16 protein-coding genes are annotated in these 15238 nt (G+C 73.2%); 7 read left to right on the plus strand and 9 right to left on the minus strand.

Going from position 1 to position 15238, the window contains the following annotated elements; all coding sequences use genetic code 11:
• Nucleotides 1-28: 28 nt before the first annotated feature.
• The 3 genes from ACFC1X_RS18395 to ACFC1X_RS18405 are packed head-to-tail and all read left to right on the plus strand — an operon-like array spanning nucleotide 29 to nucleotide 1324.
• A complete protein-coding gene (locus ACFC1X_RS18395) occupies nucleotides 29-520 on the plus strand; it encodes an RNA polymerase sigma factor (RefSeq protein ID WP_122616678.1) in 492 nt (163 codons plus the stop codon).
• Entirely contained in the window at nucleotides 504-974 is a 471-nt protein-coding gene (locus ACFC1X_RS18400) for a hypothetical protein (RefSeq protein ID WP_376354855.1), read from the plus strand. The genes ACFC1X_RS18395 and ACFC1X_RS18400 overlap by 17 nt, the downstream gene beginning before the upstream one ends.
• Nucleotides 971-1324, plus strand: coding sequence for a DUF952 domain-containing protein (locus ACFC1X_RS18405; RefSeq protein ID WP_376354858.1), 354 nt, complete (start codon nucleotides 971-973; stop codon nucleotides 1322-1324). Before ACFC1X_RS18400 ends, ACFC1X_RS18405 begins: the two co-directional genes overlap by 4 nt.
• Before the next feature lie 16 nt (nucleotides 1325-1340).
• Here ACFC1X_RS18405 and ACFC1X_RS18410 read toward each other — a convergent pair whose 3' ends face one another.
• The 4 genes from ACFC1X_RS18410 to ACFC1X_RS18425 all read right to left on the minus strand — a co-directional run bounded on the left by ACFC1X_RS18410 (nucleotide 1341) and on the right by ACFC1X_RS18425 (nucleotide 4944).
• On the minus strand, nucleotides 1341-1661 hold the full coding sequence (locus tag ACFC1X_RS18410) for an SCO5918 family protein (RefSeq protein WP_376354860.1): 321 nt from the start codon (nucleotides 1659-1661) through the stop codon (nucleotides 1341-1343).
• Between the two features lie 45 nt (nucleotides 1662-1706).
• The gene (locus tag ACFC1X_RS18415; protein WP_376354862.1) at nucleotides 1707-3263 is read right to left on the minus strand and encodes a DEAD/DEAH box helicase; all 1557 of its coding nucleotides are present in this window, start codon (nucleotides 3261-3263) and stop codon (nucleotides 1707-1709) included.
• Between the two features lie 221 nt (nucleotides 3264-3484).
• Nucleotides 3485-3688 carry a cold-shock protein gene (locus ACFC1X_RS18420; RefSeq protein ID WP_019324834.1) on the minus strand — a complete coding sequence of 68 codons (204 nt, stop codon included), beginning with the start codon at nucleotides 3686-3688 and terminating at the stop codon, nucleotides 3485-3487.
• 398 nt (nucleotides 3689-4086) lie between these two features.
• Nucleotides 4087-4944: an aldo/keto reductase gene (locus ACFC1X_RS18425; RefSeq protein ID WP_376354865.1), complete on the minus strand. Its 858-nt coding sequence runs from the start codon at nucleotides 4942-4944 to the stop codon at nucleotides 4087-4089.
• Nucleotides 4945-5162: 218 nt separating this feature from the next.
• Between ACFC1X_RS18425 and ACFC1X_RS18430 the strand changes: the two genes are divergently transcribed.
• From ACFC1X_RS18430 to ACFC1X_RS18440, 3 genes are all read left to right on the plus strand, one after another.
• Nucleotides 5163-5816 (plus strand): DNA-binding response regulator, encoded by a 654-nt coding sequence (locus ACFC1X_RS18430; RefSeq protein WP_376354867.1) that lies wholly within the window; start codon nucleotides 5163-5165, stop codon nucleotides 5814-5816.
• Nucleotides 5817-5882: 66 nt separating this feature from the next.
• Complete coding sequence (locus tag ACFC1X_RS18435) at nucleotides 5883-6497, plus strand: glyoxalase (RefSeq protein ID WP_376354869.1); 615 nt, start codon at nucleotides 5883-5885, stop codon at nucleotides 6495-6497.
• A gap of 107 nt (nucleotides 6498-6604) precedes the next feature.
• Nucleotides 6605-7957: a phosphatase PAP2 family protein gene (locus ACFC1X_RS18440; RefSeq protein WP_376354872.1), complete on the plus strand. Its 1353-nt coding sequence runs from the start codon at nucleotides 6605-6607 to the stop codon at nucleotides 7955-7957.
• Nucleotides 7958-7995: 38 nt separating this feature from the next.
• On the opposite strand, the gene ACFC1X_RS18445 is transcribed toward ACFC1X_RS18440, so the two are convergent.
• From ACFC1X_RS18445 to modA, 3 genes are read right to left on the minus strand one after another with little or no spacing between them, the layout of a single operon-like run.
• Nucleotides 7996-9069: an ABC transporter ATP-binding protein gene (locus ACFC1X_RS18445; RefSeq protein WP_376354875.1), complete on the minus strand. Its 1074-nt coding sequence runs from the start codon at nucleotides 9067-9069 to the stop codon at nucleotides 7996-7998.
• Complete coding sequence (gene modB, locus ACFC1X_RS18450; protein ID WP_376354878.1) at nucleotides 9066-9848, minus strand: molybdate ABC transporter permease subunit; 783 nt, start codon at nucleotides 9846-9848, stop codon at nucleotides 9066-9068. Before modB ends, ACFC1X_RS18445 begins: the two co-directional genes overlap by 4 nt.
• 23 nt (nucleotides 9849-9871) lie before the next feature.
• Nucleotides 9872-10705 (minus strand): molybdate ABC transporter substrate-binding protein, encoded by an 834-nt coding sequence (gene modA, locus ACFC1X_RS18455; protein ID WP_376354881.1) that lies wholly within the window; start codon nucleotides 10703-10705, stop codon nucleotides 9872-9874.
• 432 nt (nucleotides 10706-11137) lie between these two features.
• On the opposite strand from modA, the gene ACFC1X_RS18460 reads away from it, so the two are divergent.
• Nucleotides 11138-11578 (plus strand): hypothetical protein, encoded by a 441-nt coding sequence (locus tag ACFC1X_RS18460; RefSeq protein ID WP_376354883.1) that lies wholly within the window; start codon nucleotides 11138-11140, stop codon nucleotides 11576-11578.
• 4 nt (nucleotides 11579-11582) lie between these two features.
• Here ACFC1X_RS18460 and ACFC1X_RS18465 read toward each other — a convergent pair whose 3' ends face one another.
• Nucleotides 11583-14303: a molybdopterin-dependent oxidoreductase gene (locus ACFC1X_RS18465; RefSeq protein WP_376354886.1), complete on the minus strand. Its 2721-nt coding sequence runs from the start codon at nucleotides 14301-14303 to the stop codon at nucleotides 11583-11585.
• Nucleotides 14300-15121 (minus strand): FAD binding domain-containing protein, encoded by an 822-nt coding sequence (locus ACFC1X_RS18470; protein ID WP_376354889.1) that lies wholly within the window; start codon nucleotides 15119-15121, stop codon nucleotides 14300-14302. Before ACFC1X_RS18470 ends, ACFC1X_RS18465 begins: the two co-directional genes overlap by 4 nt.
• Nucleotides 15122-15238 lie beyond the last annotated feature (117 nt).

A 15238-nucleotide genomic window follows, 5' to 3' on the forward strand; every position in this document is an offset into this window, starting at 1 on the left:
CGGCATACCCTCACGACCATGGAGAGCGTTGAAACGGTCCCGTGACAGGGCGGCGTCCGAGCTGTTCGCCGCCCTGTATCCGCGCCTCGCCGGCTGGTGCCGCCGGCTCGTCGACGACGACGAGACGGCCCACGAGATCGCCTCGGAGGCGTTCACCCGGCTCTGGGCCCGCTGGACGTCCGTGGAGGAGCCCCGCGGGTTCCTCTACGTGACCGCCGCCAACCTCGTCCGGGATCACTGGCGCAAGCTGGAGCGCGAACGCCGGGCCGTGCGCCGGGTCACCGCGGAGGTCGCCGTACGCCCGCACCCCGAGCAGACCGACCCCTCGGTGCGGCTGCTCGTGCAGTCCCTGCCGGAGCGACTGCGCGTGCCGATCCTGCTCCACTACTACGCTGACATGCCGATCCGGGAGGTGTCCGCGCTGACCGGGCGCAAGGAAGGAACCGTCAAGGCCGACCTCCACGCGGCCCGCGAACTGCTCCGCGTCCATCTGAGGAGAAGCCTTGACCACACGCCTTGAGGACGATCCCGGGTCCGGACGGGACGAGGACGATCCGCTGCTGGTCGTGCTCCGCCCGGACACCGCGTACCTGGGCCCGCCGCCCGGCCGCTACGAGGCGATCCGCCGGACCGCGTCCCGCCGGCGTCTGCTGCGCGCCGCCGCCGGTGCCGCCGCGACCGCTGCCGCCGCCGCCCTGATCGCGCTGCCGCTGAACTGGGCGTCGCCTGCTCCGCCCCCGCGTCCGACAGCCCCGCTGGCCCCGGCCCCCGCCGACCCGCCCGCGACGACCGCACCGACCCCGACTCCGCCCCGCGACGCCTCACAGGCGCCGAGTCCGGTCCCCGACGAATCCACGGGGACCGTGCCGACGCCGTCGGCCTCCTCGCCGTCGGCGTCCGCGCCGCCGTCCGCCCCGGGCTCCGCGCCCACGCCCTCGGAGCCCGGCGGCCCGGCTGCTAAAACGGGACGATGATCTACCACGTGGTACCGCTCGCCGAGTGGAACGCCGAACCGGACCGGCCGTACGCCCCCGCCTCCCTCGCCGAGGACGGGTTCGTGCACTGCTCGCCCGACGAGGCGACCACGCTCGCCGTCGTCAACGCCTTCTACCGCGCCGCGCCCCGCCCACTGCTCGCGGTGCTCCTCGACGAGGACCGGCTCACCGCGAGGTGCGCGTGGGAGGCGGCGGCGCCCGCACCGCCGCCCGGGGTCGCCGAGGGCACCCTCTTCCCGCACGTGTTCGGCCCGCTCGACCGCGACGCCGTCCAGCGCGTGAGCGAGGTGCGCTGGGACGGCGCGGGCCGGGCCACGGGACTGTCCTGACGGGGGAGGCCCGTCCTCACTCCTGCGGCTGGGCCGGTCCTCCGAGCATCGCCGACGCGGTCTGCACCGGGGATGCGGCGGGCGCCGGGGCGGGCTCGGCCCCCGGGGCGGGGTGGCAGGTGAAGCCGAGGCGCGTCATGGCCCGGGTGACCTCCGCGCCGGAGAAGTCGCGGCTGTCCTGCCGGGTGACGACCTCGCCCACCTGCTTGACCGGGTAGCGGCGGCGCCCGATGGTCACGGACTCACCCGTGACGGGCTGGGGCGTGATGCCCTTCATCGAGTCCAGCACCCCTTGCTTGGTGAGGTCGAACGGATACCGGGCGATGACACAGCGCATGATGCCTCCAACAAGGGGGACGGAGCGGATGGGCTTGCGGTTCGTCTAGGCCGCCGAACCACCGGCGGACTGGCGCCGCGGCCTGCGCCGCGGGGCCTCGCCGGTGGCGCGGCTCTGACCGCCGCCGCGGCCCTGACCCGTGCGGGTCTGCGGGACGGAGGCCTGGCCGGAACGGGCCTGCGCGGAACGGCCGCGCCGCCCGCGGGACGAGGAGCCGGTGCCGGACGCGGCGCGCCGCGGGCGCTCCACGACCGGTGCGGTGATGACGACGGGGACGCCGGAGGGGGCCTGCGCACCGGTGATGCGGGACAGCTCCGCCTCGCCCGAGCGGACCGGGGTGACCTGCGGGGTGATGCCGGCCGAGGCCATCAGCCGCGTCATGTCGCGCCGCTGGTCGGGCGTGACCAGGGTGACGACGCTGCCCGACTCGCCGGCACGGGCCGTACGGCCGCCGCGGTGCAGGTAGTCCTTGTGGTCGCCGGGCGGGTCCACGTTGACGACCAGGTCGAGGTTGTCGACGTGGATGCCGCGGGCCGCGACGTTGGTCGCCACCAGCGCCGTCACCTGCCCGTCCTTGAACTGGGCGAGGGTGCGGGTGCGCTGCGGCTGGGACTTGCCGCCGTGCAGTCCGGCCGCCCGCACGCCGCTCTTCAGCAGGTGCTTGACCAGCCGGTCCACCCGGTGCTTGGTGTCCAGGAACATGATGACCCGGCCCTCGCGCGCCGCGATCTCGACGGTCGTGGCCTGCTTGTCCGCCTCGTGCACGTGCAGCACGTGGTGCTCCATCGTGGTGACGGCGCCGGCCGACGGGTCGACGGAGTGGACGACCGGGTCCGACAGGTAGCGGCGGACCAGCCGGTCGACGTTGCGGTCCAGGGTGGCGGAGAACAGCATCCGCTGCCCGTCCGGCCGCACCTGGTCGAGCAGGGCGGTGACCTGCGGCATGAACCCCATGTCGGTCATCTGGTCGGCTTCGTCGAGCACGGTGATGCCGACGTCGCCGAGGTGGCAGTCGCCCCGGTCGATGAGGTCCTTGAGCCGTCCCGGCGTCGCCACGACGACCTCGGCGCCGCCCCGCAGCGCACTGGCCTGCCGGCCGATCGACATGCCGCCGACCACGGTGGCCGACCGCAGGCCCACGGCGCGGGCGTACGGGGCGAGCGCGTCGGTGACCTGCTGGGCCAGCTCACGGGTGGGGACGAGGACCAGGGCGCGCGGCCTGCGCGGCTCGGCGCGCAGGCCGGCCGTGCGGGCCAGCAGGGCGAGGCCGAAGGCGAGGGTCTTGCCCGAACCGGTGCGGCCCCGGCCGAGTACGTCGCGCCCGGCCAGTGAGTTCGGCAGGGTCGCCGCCTGGATCGGGAACGGCACGGTCACGCCCTCGCCGCTCAGCGCGGCCAGCATGCGCTCCGGCAGGTCGAGCTCGGCGAACGCGTCGACGGCGGGCAGCGCCGGAGTGATCGTCTTCGGGGGCGCGAACTCGCCCTGGGGAGCGGCGGCCGGGCGGCGGCCGGGGTTCTGGGAGCGGCCGGCCGTCCGGGGGGAGCGGCGGGGGCCGCCGCCGGAGCGACTGCGGTCATTGGTGCGTGTGCGTGCGCGGTCCATACGGAACCTTCCTTGATACGGCACGTATCAAGGGAGTCCCGCAGCGGTGGTACGGCGCGGGGAATCGCAAGAACGAGCCGGGTCCGGTCACTGTCGGCGCATCGGGGCGCGGGACCGGAAAATGGAGAAGAAAACGAGAAGAAAAAGAAAGAAACGCGAGCGGGGGCCCGCACCCCAAGGTGCGGGCCCCGACTGCGAAGTAACGCGAGTGCGTCGTGAGGTCAGGCGACCACGATGTTCTCGGCGGTCGGGCCCTTCTGGCCCTGCGCGATGTCGAAGGTCACCTTCTGGCCCTCGAGCAGCTCACGGAAGCCCTGGGCGGCGATGTTCGAGTAGTGGGCGAAGACGTCGGGGCCGCCGCCGTCCTGCTCGATGAAGCCGAAGCCCTTTTCCGAGTTGAACCACTTCACGGTGCCGGATGCCATTTTTTTCTCCTTCGGGACGGTGCTCGGCGTTCACCCTGTGTGAACGCCGGTCGCCGTGATGATCACCCCGTCGGAAAAACCTTCAGGCAACCACAACTGCAACTTCCATCGACAGTAGCACGCCGTGACCGTGTGGACGCTCGTGATAATCCCGTCGCACTCGTGATCCACCGGCCGTCCCGACGGGTCGGCGCGGTGCGTCGCGGACGGTGCCGCGGAGCCGGGCGGTTCCGCCGGAACGGTGAACCAGCGCGGATCGAGGGCCGCGCCGTGCCGCCCGGCGAGACGCCGCGGGACCAGGCCCACGCAGTCGCCGGACGTGACAAGGAGCACGGCGACGGCGGAGGTGGGGACGACGGCGGGCTCGTCGTACTCCAGGCACTGGACGCGGCCCGCGGTCAGCCGAGGTCGGACAGATCCCGCGGGGTGAGGACGATCGACCCGGCGGCGGTGTTCTCCTCCAGGTGGGACAGGGATCCCGTGCCGGGGATGGCCAGGGTGACGGGGGAGGACGCGAGCAGCCAGGCCAGGGCGATCTGCGGGACGGTGGCGCCGTGCCGGGCGGCGACCTCGGCGATCCGGGCCCCGCTGAGGTCGCTGAGGCCACCGCCCAGCGGGAAGAACGGCACGTAGGCGATGCCGGCCTCCTCGCAGGCGGCCAGGACCTCCGTGTCGTCGCGCTTGTCGGTGTGGAAGTGGTTCTGGACGGCCGCTACGGGCGCGATCGCCCGCGCCTCGGCGAGGTGCCCGGCGTCCACGTGGCTCAGCCCCAGGTGCCGGATCAGACCCTCCTCGCGCAGGGCGGCCAGCGCCTCGAAGCGGGCGGCGACGGACTCGCCGTGCGGCGGCGGCGCGATGCCGCCGATGCGGAGATAGACGAGGTCGAGGCGGTCGACCCCGAGGGTCTTCAGGTTCTCCTCGACCAGGGGCCGCAGGGCGGCCGGGTCGGTGGTCGCCTCCAGCCCGCCGTCGGGCGTGCGCAGCGGGCCGACCTTGGTCGCGATCACCAGGCCCTCCGGGTAGGGGTGCAGGGCCTCGCGGATCAGGTCGTTGGCCCGGACGGTGCCGTCGCCGCTGGTGTAGAAGGCGGCGGTGTCGATGTGGTCGACGCCCAGCTCCACGGCACGGCGCAGCACGGCGCGGCCGGTCTCCGGGTCCCGGGCCGGACCGCGGAAGCCGCTGGTGGGCAGCCGCATGGCCCCGAAACCGAGCCGGCCGATCGGAAGGTCACCGCCGAGACGAAAGTGATTGCTCATGCCCTGAGCCTGCGCGGCGGTCCCCCGCCACGGCGACACCGTGGCAACTTGCTGCCAGCCATCGGGCGGCCGTGGGGGGGGAGAGAGACGGTGGCCACGGCGGTGCGGGGGCGCGGCTCGGAGCCGGCCCGGGCGTGAGGGGCGTAGGTGAGGCCGGTCGCGGTCGTGCGGGAGGCCGTCGGGGTCCCGGTCACGAGGCCGCGGGTGACAATGGACGTATGGCTGAGAGCGTCACGATCCACGGGGACCTGGAGTTGCTGGCCCGCGCCGGGCAGCTGTTCTCCTCGGTTCGTGAGGAGTTCGTCTGTGCCGCCCGTGACCTCGACACCTGGCCCCGCCCCGCCGCCCGCGAGGTGGCGCAGGCCCGGGTCCGGGACAGCGGTGCGCAACGGGTCCGCAAGCTGCTCAGCCCGGCCGCGCTGGCCGACGAGGGCGGCAGGGAACACCTGAACGCGCTGCTCGCCCGGGGCGCCCGGGTGCGGATCGCGGCCGGCGCCCTCCCGCACGAGACGATCGTCATCGACCGGCGGTACGCGATCCTCGCCGGCCCGGACTCCCCCGGCGGCCGCGCGTACACCGTGACCAGCGAACCCACCCTGGTCGGCGGTGTGTACGCCCTGTTCGACGCGGCCTGGGAGGCGGCCACCGACCTCACGTCCTTCCTCCGGGGCGAGCAGCCCCACCTCGACGCCGCGAGCCGCACCGTCCTGCGCGCCCTGGGCTCGGGCGCCACGGACGCGGCCGCCGCCCGCGAACTGGGCATGTCGCTGCGCACGTACCGCCGCCGGGTCGCCGAACTGCTCGACGCCCTCGACGCCGGCTCCCGCTTCCAGGCGGGGGTGCGCGCGGGTGAACTCGGCCTGAGCGGCTGAGACACGCGGCAGCATGGTCAGTTTTCGAGAAGCATCGCCGACCCCGCCGCCCATACCGTCGTGGACATGAACTCCATCGACTCCATCACCCTGGAAGTGGCCGACACCGAGGCCGCCACCCGCTTCTACTCCGACGCCTTCGGACTGGACCCGAAGCGGGTCCGCGTCCGTGCCTCCGAGACCCCGACGACCGGCTTCCGCGGCTTCACCCTGTCCCTCGTGGTGTCCCAGCCGGGCAACGTCGACGCGCTCCTCGCCGCCGCCGTGGACGCCGGCGCCACCGTCGTCAAGCCCGCGGCGAAGTCCCTGTGGGGCTACGGCGGCGTCGTCCAGGCGCCGGACGGCACGATCTGGCAGCTCGCCACCTCGAAGAAGAAGGACACCGTCCCGGTCACCCGCGAGTTCGACGAGATCGTGCTCCTGCTGGGCGTCGAGGACGTGAAGGCCAGCAAGCAGTTCTACGTCGAGCGCGGGCTGGCCGTCGGCAAGAGCTTCGGGGGCAAGTACGTCGAGTTCGCCACCGAACCGGGCACGGTCAAGCTCTCCCTCTACAAGCGGCGCGGCCTCGCCAAGGTCGCGGGCGTCGACGCCGACGGCACCGGCTCGCACCGCCTCGTACTCGCCGGGGAGACCGCGCCTTTCGAGGACCCCGACGGCTTCGCCTGGCAACCCGCGCAGTAATACATTCGTCTTCTTGTGCTGACGGGTTGGTAACCCTCCCGTCGACCGAAAGGTCGTTATCTGCGCAGATCAGAAAAAAGACGCAAACAGAATAAAGATTGAGATACATGCCATCACGGATACCCTCGCGAATACGTTGGCGTCAGCCGCGCGCAAGACTCTGGGCCGTGGCGGGTGTGGCGGCTCTCGCGTTCCTCGTCGCGCTGGAGATCGCCGCGCGCCGCTACGGCCTGCCGGGGCCGATCACCAACCAGGCGAAAGAGGTGGTGTTCGCCCCCGTCTCGGGACCACTGCTCTACGCCGGCCTGGCGCTGACGATGGTGGTCCTGACCTGGCGTCAGCGCTTCGTGGCGGCCGCCTGCGCGATCGGCATCGACCTCGTCTTCGCGCTGGTGCGCTGGGCGGCGGGCGCCACCGTGTCCGGCAGCCACTCCTTCGGCAACGGCGCGCTGTGGGTGGTCCTGGGCTGCGGCGTCCTCGCGGTCACGCGCCGCACCGGCCGGGAGAGGGTCCTGCTGCTGAAGGGCGTCGGGCTCGGTCTGCTGCTGGTGGCCGGCCGCAAGACCGGCGACACCTGGCTGCTGATCACCGCGAAGACCCACCCCAAGGTGCTGGACCCGTACGTGGCGGTCGCCGATCACGCGCTGGGCAGCCCCTCGTGGCTGGTGGGCCGGGTGGTCAGGGCCTCGGGCCCGGCCGGCGAGCACGTCCTCGACTGGGTCTACGTCCAACTCGCGGTGGCCGCGGTGGTCGTGGCGCTCTACCAACTGCGCCATGTCGCCGCCGAGCGCCGCTTCCCGCGCCATCACCTGGTGCGCACCTTCCTGGTGATCGGCCTGCTCGGGCCGGGCATCTACATGATCTTCCCCGTGGTCGGACCGATCTTCACCTACGGCACCGGGGCCTTCGGCACCGGCGGTGAGCAGTGGGCGATCGCCACCCTGTGGCCGGACACGCCGCCGCCGATCAGCGCGCCCGCCGCGGTGACGTACGACGGGATCACCCCGCGCAACTGCATGCCCAGCCTGCACACGGCGTGGGCCACCGTGATCTTCCTGCATTCCCGGAAGGGACCGAGGATTCTGCGCTTTGCAGGAACGTTCTGGCTCGTCGCCACGCTCAGCGCGACGCTGGGATTCGGCTATCACTACGGCATCGACCTCGTCGCCGGTGTGGTCTTCGCCGTCACGGTCGAGGCGGCCCTGCGCGCGTTCGACCGCGGCTGGGACCGGGCTGGCATCCAACTGGTCGCCCACGGCGCGCTCGTCTTCACCGCGATCCTCGCGTCGACCCGCTATCTGTCCCTGGACATGGCCCGCCACCCGCTGGTCTTCGGCCCCCTCCTCCTGCTCGCGATGGCCTCGGTGATCCACGGCTACGTGCGGACCACAAGGGGATGGCAGCCGACGGGCGCGACAGCCCCGACAACACAGCCGGAGCCCCAACTGGAGGCGGCCTGAGCGGCCGGGAACATCGGGCGGCGATGGCGCCCGCGTCGTCAGTCGCGGTAGGCGTGGGTCTGGGTGGCCTTGACCGTGGCCCAGACGGCGGCGCCGGGGTGCAGGTCGAGTTCGGCCGCGGCGACCGTGGTCAGGTCGGCGGCGAGGGGGAGTTCGCCGGTGAGGTCGGCGCGGATCTGGTCGCCGTGGGTCTCCAGTCCGGCGACCTCGCAGCGCCACAGGTTGCGGGCGCTGGAGCCGGTGGGGCGGTCCCGGTGCAGGGTGACCGCGCTGGGCGGGAACGCCACGAACACCGGCCCGGTCAGGTCCTCGGTGGTCGTGATCGCGGTCCCGTCGTCCAGACGTACCGCATGCCCTTCGGCCCGTCCCCGGTAGAGGTTGAGGCCGACCAGGTGGGCGATGTAGTCGGTGCGCGGGTGGCGGGCGATGTGCGACGGGGCGCCTTCCTGGACGACCCGGCCGTCCTCCACGACGACGAGGTGGTCGGCGAGGACCATGGCGTCCAGCGGGTCGTGGGTGACGAGCACGGCCACCGCCTCGAAGTCGGCCAGGTGGCGCCGGAGTTGGGCGCGGACGTCGAGACGCGTGCGGGCGTCGAGGGCGGCGAGCGGCTCGTCCAGCAGCAGCAGCCGGGGGTGGGTGGCCAGGGCGCGGGCGAGCGCGACCCGCTGGGCCTGGCCGCCGGAGAGCCGGCGCGGCTTGGCGCCCTTGTGCTCGGCCAGGCCCATGCGGTCGAGCCAGACCGCCGCCTGGGCCCGTGCCTCGGCCTTGCCCGCGCCGTGGCAGCGCGGTCCGAAGGCCACGTTGTCCAGCGCGGTGAGGTGGGGAAAGAGCAGGTAGTCCTGGAAGACGACGCCGACGGGCCGGGACTCCGGCGGCGTACGGTCCAGCTCGGCCCCGTCGAGGCGGAGGTGGCCGTCGGACAGCGGGACGAGGCCGGCCAGGGCGCGCAGGGCGGTGGTCTTGCCCGCGCCGTTGGGGCCGAGCAGGGCGACCACGTCGCCGGGCGCGGCCGTCAGCGCCACGTCGAGACGGAAGTCCCCGCGGTCGACGACGAGCCGCGCGTCCAGCCCGTCGGCGGGCGGCGCGGGTTGCTTCTCGGTCCCGGTCATGAGGCGGTCATCCAGCGGTCGCGCAGTCCGGCGAGTACGGCGATGGACACGGCCAGCAGCACCAGGCTGAGGGCGATGGCCGCCTCCGGGTCGCTCTGCAGGGCGAGGTAGACGGCCAGCGGCATGGTCTGGGTGCGGCCGGGGAAGTTCCCGGCGAAGGTGATCGTCGCCCCGAACTCGCCGAGTGCCCGGGCCCAGGCCAGCACCGCGCCCGCGGCGATGCCGGGCGCGATCAGCGGCAGGGTGACCCGGCGGAAGGCGGTGAAGCGGGAGGCGCCGAGAGTGGTGGCCGCCTCCTCGTAGCGGGGGTCGGCGGCGCGCAGGGTGCCCTCGACGCTGATGACGAGGAACGGCATCGCCACGAACGCCTCGGCGAGGATGACGCCGGTGGTGGTGAACGGCAGGGTGATCCCGAACCAGGAGTCCAGCCACTGCCCGACGACCCCGTTGCGGCCCAGCGCCATCAGCAGCGCCACGCCGCCCACCACCGGCGGCAGCACCAGCGGCAGCGTCACCAGGGCCCGTACGAGACCGCGCCCGGGGAACTCGACCCGTGCGAGGAGCCAGGCCAGCGGCACGCCGATGACCATGCTCACCACGGTCGCCGCCGTGGCGCAGATCAGCGACAGCCGCAGCGCCTGCCACACCTCGGTACTGGTCAGCAGCTCCGGCATGCTCGCCCAGGGGGCCCGGATCAGCAGGGCGATCAGCGGCAGCACCAGGAAGGCGAGGCCGATCAGCGCGGGCACGAGCAGGGGCAGGGGAGCCCCGCCCCTCATCCGCGCACTCCTGGGCGTTGGGGTCACGGTGCGGTGAACCCGGCCTCGGTCAGCACCTTCTGGCCCTCGGCGGACCGCACCAGCTCGATGAACGCCTTGCCCACCTCGGCGTTGGGCGCGTCCTTGAGCAGGGTGATCGGATAGTCGTTGACGGCGTCGGCCGACTCGGGGAAGGTCACGCCCTCCACCTTGTCACCCGCGGCCTTCACATCGGTCTTGTAGACCAGGGCGGCGTCGGCCTCCTTGAGTACGACCTTGTTCAGCGCCGACTTCACGTCCTCCTCGTACGAGACGGGCGTCAGCTTCATCTTGCTCGCGTCCAGCGCCTTCTGGGCGGCGGCACCGCACGGCACCGACTTGTCGCAGAGCACGACCTTCAGGTCCGGCTCGGTGAGGTCCTTCAGGGAGGCGATCTTGTCGGGGTTGCCCGGCAGGGTGGCGATCTGAAGCTGGTTGCGGACGAAGGTGGCCGGCGTCCCGGAGGCGGCGTCGGCGTCCGTGACGACCTTCATGGTCTTGGGGCTGGCGGAGGCGAACACGTCGGCGGGGGCGCCGCTGGTGATGCCCGCGGCGAGTGAGTCGCTGCCGCCGAAGTTGAAGACGACCTTGGTGCCGGGGTGCTGCTTCTCGAACTCCTTGCCCAGCTCGGTGAAGCTCTCCGTGAGCGAGGCCGCGGCGAAGACGTTGACCGTCCCGGAGAGCTTCTCCGCACCGCCGGACTTCTCACCGGAGCCGGAGCCCGATCCCGAGCCCGAGTCGGAGTCGGAGGACGAGCAGGCACTCAGCGCCAGCAGCGCGGCGGCGGTCGCCCCCACCACCTGCACGGTGCGACGGGTCCGGCGCGCGGAACGGGTCATCACGGGTCCACTCCCTCTGGTTCCTGATCCTGCTGTGCTGTGCTGTGCTGGCTGCGCTTACGCCGATGATAATGCCGCAGATGCCACCCGGAAGTCTCCTGTCTCTTCGCATGAGCAGGCGCAACGCATCTCTGGCATGGCATGTGCGTTTGTACGGGATGTCCGGGCGGGTACCGTCACACGGGAGGTGATGGCCGTGAGTCAGTCCCTCGCAGCCGCCGGTCCGGCCGCCCGTCCGACGGCGGAAGTCGTCATCACCGGCGACCTGGGCCGCCCGGCCCGCCTGACCGTCCCCGACCTAGGGCCTGTCGTTTGGATCATGCCGGCGTCGCGGGGCGTGGCACGCGCATCTGCGGCGTTGTCGTCGGTTGCCAACGCTCCGCGTTGTCGCCCTCCTCCGCCTTGCAGCTGCACGCACCACGCCCCGCTCGGGTGGGCCGACAAGCACCGCTCCTCTCAGCCGGCCTGATCCGAACGACAGGCCCAGCGGCCTGGCCCCAGCACACGGCCCAGGTCGCCTTCGAGTGCGCCACCAGCGGCGTCCGGCACCACCGCTTCACCGGACCGCTCCTGCACGACGTCCTCGCCGACACCGCCCCGGCCTTCGACCCCGCCCGCCGCAAGGACCGGCTGCGCTTCCTGATCGCCGTGCGCGGCGCGGACGGCCACCACGCGCTCCTGTCCTGGGCGGAGATCGACCCGGACTTCGGCCGCGCCCCCGTCCTCTTGGCCGTCACCCTCGACGGCACCGCCCTCGACCGCGTCGGCCCCCAGCTGGTGCTGCCCCAGGACCGCTGCGGGGGCCGTCACATCAGCGGCATCGACGCGATCCGGGTGGACGGGGGATACCCCGGGACGGTCACCGGGCGCTGAGCGGTCACGGCGCGCCGAGGTCCAGCGCCTGCCACACCCGGTCGCGGGTCAGCGGCAGTTCGGTGAAGCGGACGCCCGTCGCGTCGCGCAGGGCGTTCGCCAGGGCGGGCGCGACCGGGTTGAAGGGGCTCTCGCTCATCGACTTGGCGCCGAGCGGGCCGATGGCGTCGGCGGTCTCCATGAAGTGCACCTCGGTGCGCGGCACGTCGGCGTACTGCGGCAGCCGGTAGCGGCGGAAGGCGGCCGTGTCGACCCTGCCCCGCGCGTCGATGCGGACGTTCTCGAAGAGGGTGGCCCCCAGCGCCTGCGCGACCCCGCCCTCGACCTGCCCGCGGCACTGCATCGGGTTCATCACCTTGCCCGCGTCGGCGGCGTGCACGCTGCGCAGGATGCGGATCTCCCCGGTGCCGGGGTCGACGGCCACCTTGAACCACTGGGCGTTGAAGGCGACGGAGCGCGGGGTGCCGCCGAAGTGCCCGTCGGCGGCGCACTCGACGCCCACCGCGCGGGCGGCCGCGTACACCTCCTTGAGCGGCAGGCGGCCCCCTGGATGCAGTACGGCCTCCTCGCCGAGCCGGCACCTCTCGCGCGGGACGCCCAGTTGCGCGGCGGCCAGGTCGAGCAGCAGGTCGGCCAGGGCGCGGGCGGCGCGCAGGGTGGCCTTGCCCGCGACGACGGTCCCGGTGGAGGCGAAGGCGCCGGTGTCGTGCCGTACGACGTCGGTGTCGGACTGGCGGACGGTGATCCGGTCGACGACGGTGCCGAGTTCGCCGGCCGCGATCTGCCGGTGCACGGTGGTGGTGCCGTTGCCGAACTCGGCAGTGCCGACGGCGAGGTCGTAGCCGCCGTCGGGCAGCAGCGCGGCCCTGGCGTCGGCGATGTGCCCGCCCGGCGGGCCGGTCGCGATCATCGCGAGGGCGGCCCCCTCGCCCACCAGCCAGCCGTCCGGCGCCGGTTCGCCCGCGTCGGTCTCCGCCTGCGCCCGGCGCACGATGGCGACGCACTGGTCGAGGCCGTAGCTGGCGATGTGCAGGTCCTCCTCGTGGCCGCCGGGGGTGACCAGGGGCTCGTCGGCGCCGATCACGTTGCGGGCCCGGAACTCCAGGGGGTCCAGGCCGAGGCGGCGGGCCAGCTCGTCGAGGGCGGACTCGACGGCGAACATCACCTGGCCCAGGCCGTAGCCGCGGAAGGCGCCCGCGGGCACGGTGTGCGTGTAGACCGAGTAGGCGTCGACCTTCTTGTTCGGCGCGCGGTAGACCGCCATGGACTCGCCGACGCTGTGGAACATCACCGCCGGCCCGTGGTTGCCGTACGCGCCGGTGTTGGCCACCACCCGCAGCCGCAGCGCGGTCAGGGTGCCGTCGCGGCGGGCGGCCGCCTTCACCCCGATGGTGAAGGGATGGCGGGTGGTGGCGCCGTGGAACTGCTCGGCCCGGGTGTACTCCAGCTTCACCGGCCGCCGCAGCCGCAGCACCGCCAGCGCGACGATGTCCTCCACGAGCATCTCCTGCTTGCCGCCGAAGCCGCCGCCCACCCGGCCGGCGACCACGCGCACCTTGTCGAGGGGCAGGTCGTAGAGCGCGCACAGGGCGCGCCGGGTGAGGAACGGCGTCTGGGAGCTGGTGCGCACGGTGAGCCGGTCGTCCTCGTCGAACCAGGCGACGGCCCCGTGCGTCTCCAGGCTGGCGTGCTGCGCCCGCTGGGTGCGGAACGTGTCCTCGTACACGGCGTCGGCCTCGGCGAAGGCGGCCTCGACGTCGCCGGTCTCGCCGTGCGCCTCGCCGACGACGTTGTCCCGCGGGCGGGAGATCCGGGCCGTCGCCGCGTCCTTGTCGTGGACGACGGGGGCGCCGGGCCGCATGGCCTCCTCGGGGTCGAGGACGGCGGGCAGCACCTCGTACGTCACCTCGACGCGCCGGCAGCCCTCCTCGGCGGCGGCCTCGCTGTCGGCGACGACGGCGGCGACGCGCTGACCGACGTGGCGGACGGTGTCGTCGAGGACGCGGGTGTCGTCGGGGTCCTCCTCGGGGTGCTCGTGGCGGGCGGTGGAGAAGTGCCGTTCGGGGGCGTCGTGGTGGGTCAGGACGGCGTGCACGCCGGGCACCCGCAGGGCGGCCGCGGTGTCGATCGCGACGACGCGGGCGTGGGCGTGCGGGGAGCGCAGCAGCTTCATGTGCAGCAGGTCCGGCACGTCGAGGTCGAAGGTGTAGCGGGCGGTGCCGGTGACGATCTGGGGTCCGGCCGGGGCGGGGAGGCTGCGGCCGACGGACTCGCCGGGCGCCGGTTCCTCCACGTTCGTCACCCCGCGCACGGCGTCCTCGATGGCGCGGTAGCCGGTGCAGCGGCACAGGTTGCCCTTGAAAGCGCGGGGCAGGTCGGCGAGCTTGTCCTCGTCCAGGGCGGCCGTCGTCATCAGGAACCCAGCGGTGCAGAAACCGCACTGGAAGCCCTGCGCGTCCAGGAACCGCCGCTGCACGGGGTGGAGTTCGCCGTCGGCCGAGGCCAGTCCCTCGACCGTGGTGACGGTACGGCCGTCCGCCCGGAAGGCGGGGAAGAGGCAGCTGTGCACCGGCTCGCCGTCGACGTGGACGGTGCAGGCACCGCAGTCGCCCTGGTCGCAGCCCTTCTTCACGCCGAACCAGCCGCGCTCGCGCAGATAGGTGCGCAGACACTGGCCCGGACGTGGCTCCTCCCCGTGGGTCCGGCCGTTCACGTCGACCCTCATCGCGGTGCCCCTTCCAGTTCCCGGCGGATCTCCTCCGCGTAACGGAACGTCATGTGCCGCCGCCACCGCGGCAGTCCGTGGATGTCGTCGAACCACTCGCCGTCGGCGACCGCCCCCTCGATCGCGGCCCGCAGCCGCGCGGCCGTCGGCGGCAGCGGGAACCACAGCCGCACCGGCCGGACGGTCGACGCGGTGACCGTGACGGCGAGGGAGCCGTCGAGCGGGTCCAGGGCGCCGACCACGAGGACGCCGGAGCGGCCCAGTCCGTACAGCGACGCCTGCCGGAAGGCCGTACGGCAGGCCAGGGCGCGGGCGGGCAGGGTCACGGACCGCAGCAGCTCGCCCTCGGCGAGGTCCTTGCGGCCCGCGCCGGTCACGAAGTCCGCGACGCGCACCCGGCGCCGGCCGCCGTCCTGGGCGAGCAGCAGGCACTCGCCGTCGAGCGCGGCGGTGAGGGAGGTCATCGGGCCGGCCGGCAGGGCGTTGCAGAGGTTGCCGCCGACGGTGGCCATGTTCCAGATCTTGAACGAGGCGAGGAACGCCCGGCAGCACTGCTCGAACAGCGGCGCCGCACGCGCCGTCAGGTCCCGCGCGTACCGGGAGAGCTGGGCGATGGTGCAGGTCGCCGCGATCTCCAGGGAGCCGTCCCGGTGCGGCTGTACCGGCGTCCATCCGGTGCGGCTCAGGTCGAGCAGCCGACGCAGGTGCGGCTGCGGTTCCGAGAAGAGGTACGTCCCGCCGCCCAGCCAGGCGTCACCGGGGCGCCAGGGCGCGGGGTGCCGGCCGTCCCGGATCTCCACCACCGTGTTCAGGTCCATGTCCGCAGTGAAGCAACGCCGCGGGGGCCGGGACGACTGGTTCACAGCACGGAAAACACGACTCCGACACTGCGATGGTTGGTGAATCAACCAAGAGGCATACCGCTCACATCGTCT

The organism is Streptomyces sp. NPDC056128, assembly GCF_042263835.1.
Taxonomy (GTDB): domain Bacteria; phylum Actinomycetota; class Actinomycetes; order Streptomycetales; family Streptomycetaceae; genus Streptomyces.

Bases quoted from the DNA above. Each gene is read 5' to 3' on its own strand.
- ACFC1X_RS18405 (WP_376354858.1), top strand. From the start codon at position 971: ATGATCTACCACGTGGTACCGCTCGCCGAGTGGAACGCCGAACCGGAC.
- ACFC1X_RS18410 (WP_376354860.1), bottom strand. From the start codon at position 1,661: ATGCGCTGTGTCATCGCCCGGTATCCGTTCGACCTCACCAAGCAAGGG.
- ACFC1X_RS18415 (WP_376354862.1), bottom strand. From the start codon at position 3,263: ATGGACCGCGCACGCACACGCACCAATGACCGCAGTCGCTCCGGCGGC.
- ACFC1X_RS18420 (WP_019324834.1), bottom strand. From the start codon at position 3,688: ATGGCATCCGGCACCGTGAAGTGGTTCAACTCGGAAAAGGGCTTCGGC.
- ACFC1X_RS18425 (WP_376354865.1), bottom strand. From the start codon at position 4,944: ATGAGCAATCACTTTCGTCTCGGCGGTGACCTTCCGATCGGCCGGCTC.
- ACFC1X_RS18430 (WP_376354867.1), top strand. From the start codon at position 5,163: ATGGCTGAGAGCGTCACGATCCACGGGGACCTGGAGTTGCTGGCCCGC.
- ACFC1X_RS18435 (WP_376354869.1), top strand. From the start codon at position 5,883: ATGAACTCCATCGACTCCATCACCCTGGAAGTGGCCGACACCGAGGCC.
- ACFC1X_RS18440 (WP_376354872.1), top strand. From the start codon at position 6,605: ATGCCATCACGGATACCCTCGCGAATACGTTGGCGTCAGCCGCGCGCA.
- ACFC1X_RS18445 (WP_376354875.1), bottom strand. From the start codon at position 9,069: ATGACCGGGACCGAGAAGCAACCCGCGCCGCCCGCCGACGGGCTGGAC.
- modB (WP_376354878.1), bottom strand. From the start codon at position 9,848: ATGAGGGGCGGGGCTCCCCTGCCCCTGCTCGTGCCCGCGCTGATCGGC.
- modA (WP_376354881.1), bottom strand. From the start codon at position 10,705: ATGACCCGTTCCGCGCGCCGGACCCGTCGCACCGTGCAGGTGGTGGGG.
- ACFC1X_RS18465 (WP_376354886.1), bottom strand. From the start codon at position 14,303: ATGAGGGTCGACGTGAACGGCCGGACCCACGGGGAGGAGCCACGTCCG.
- ACFC1X_RS18470 (WP_376354889.1), bottom strand. From the start codon at position 15,121: ATGGACCTGAACACGGTGGTGGAGATCCGGGACGGCCGGCACCCCGCG.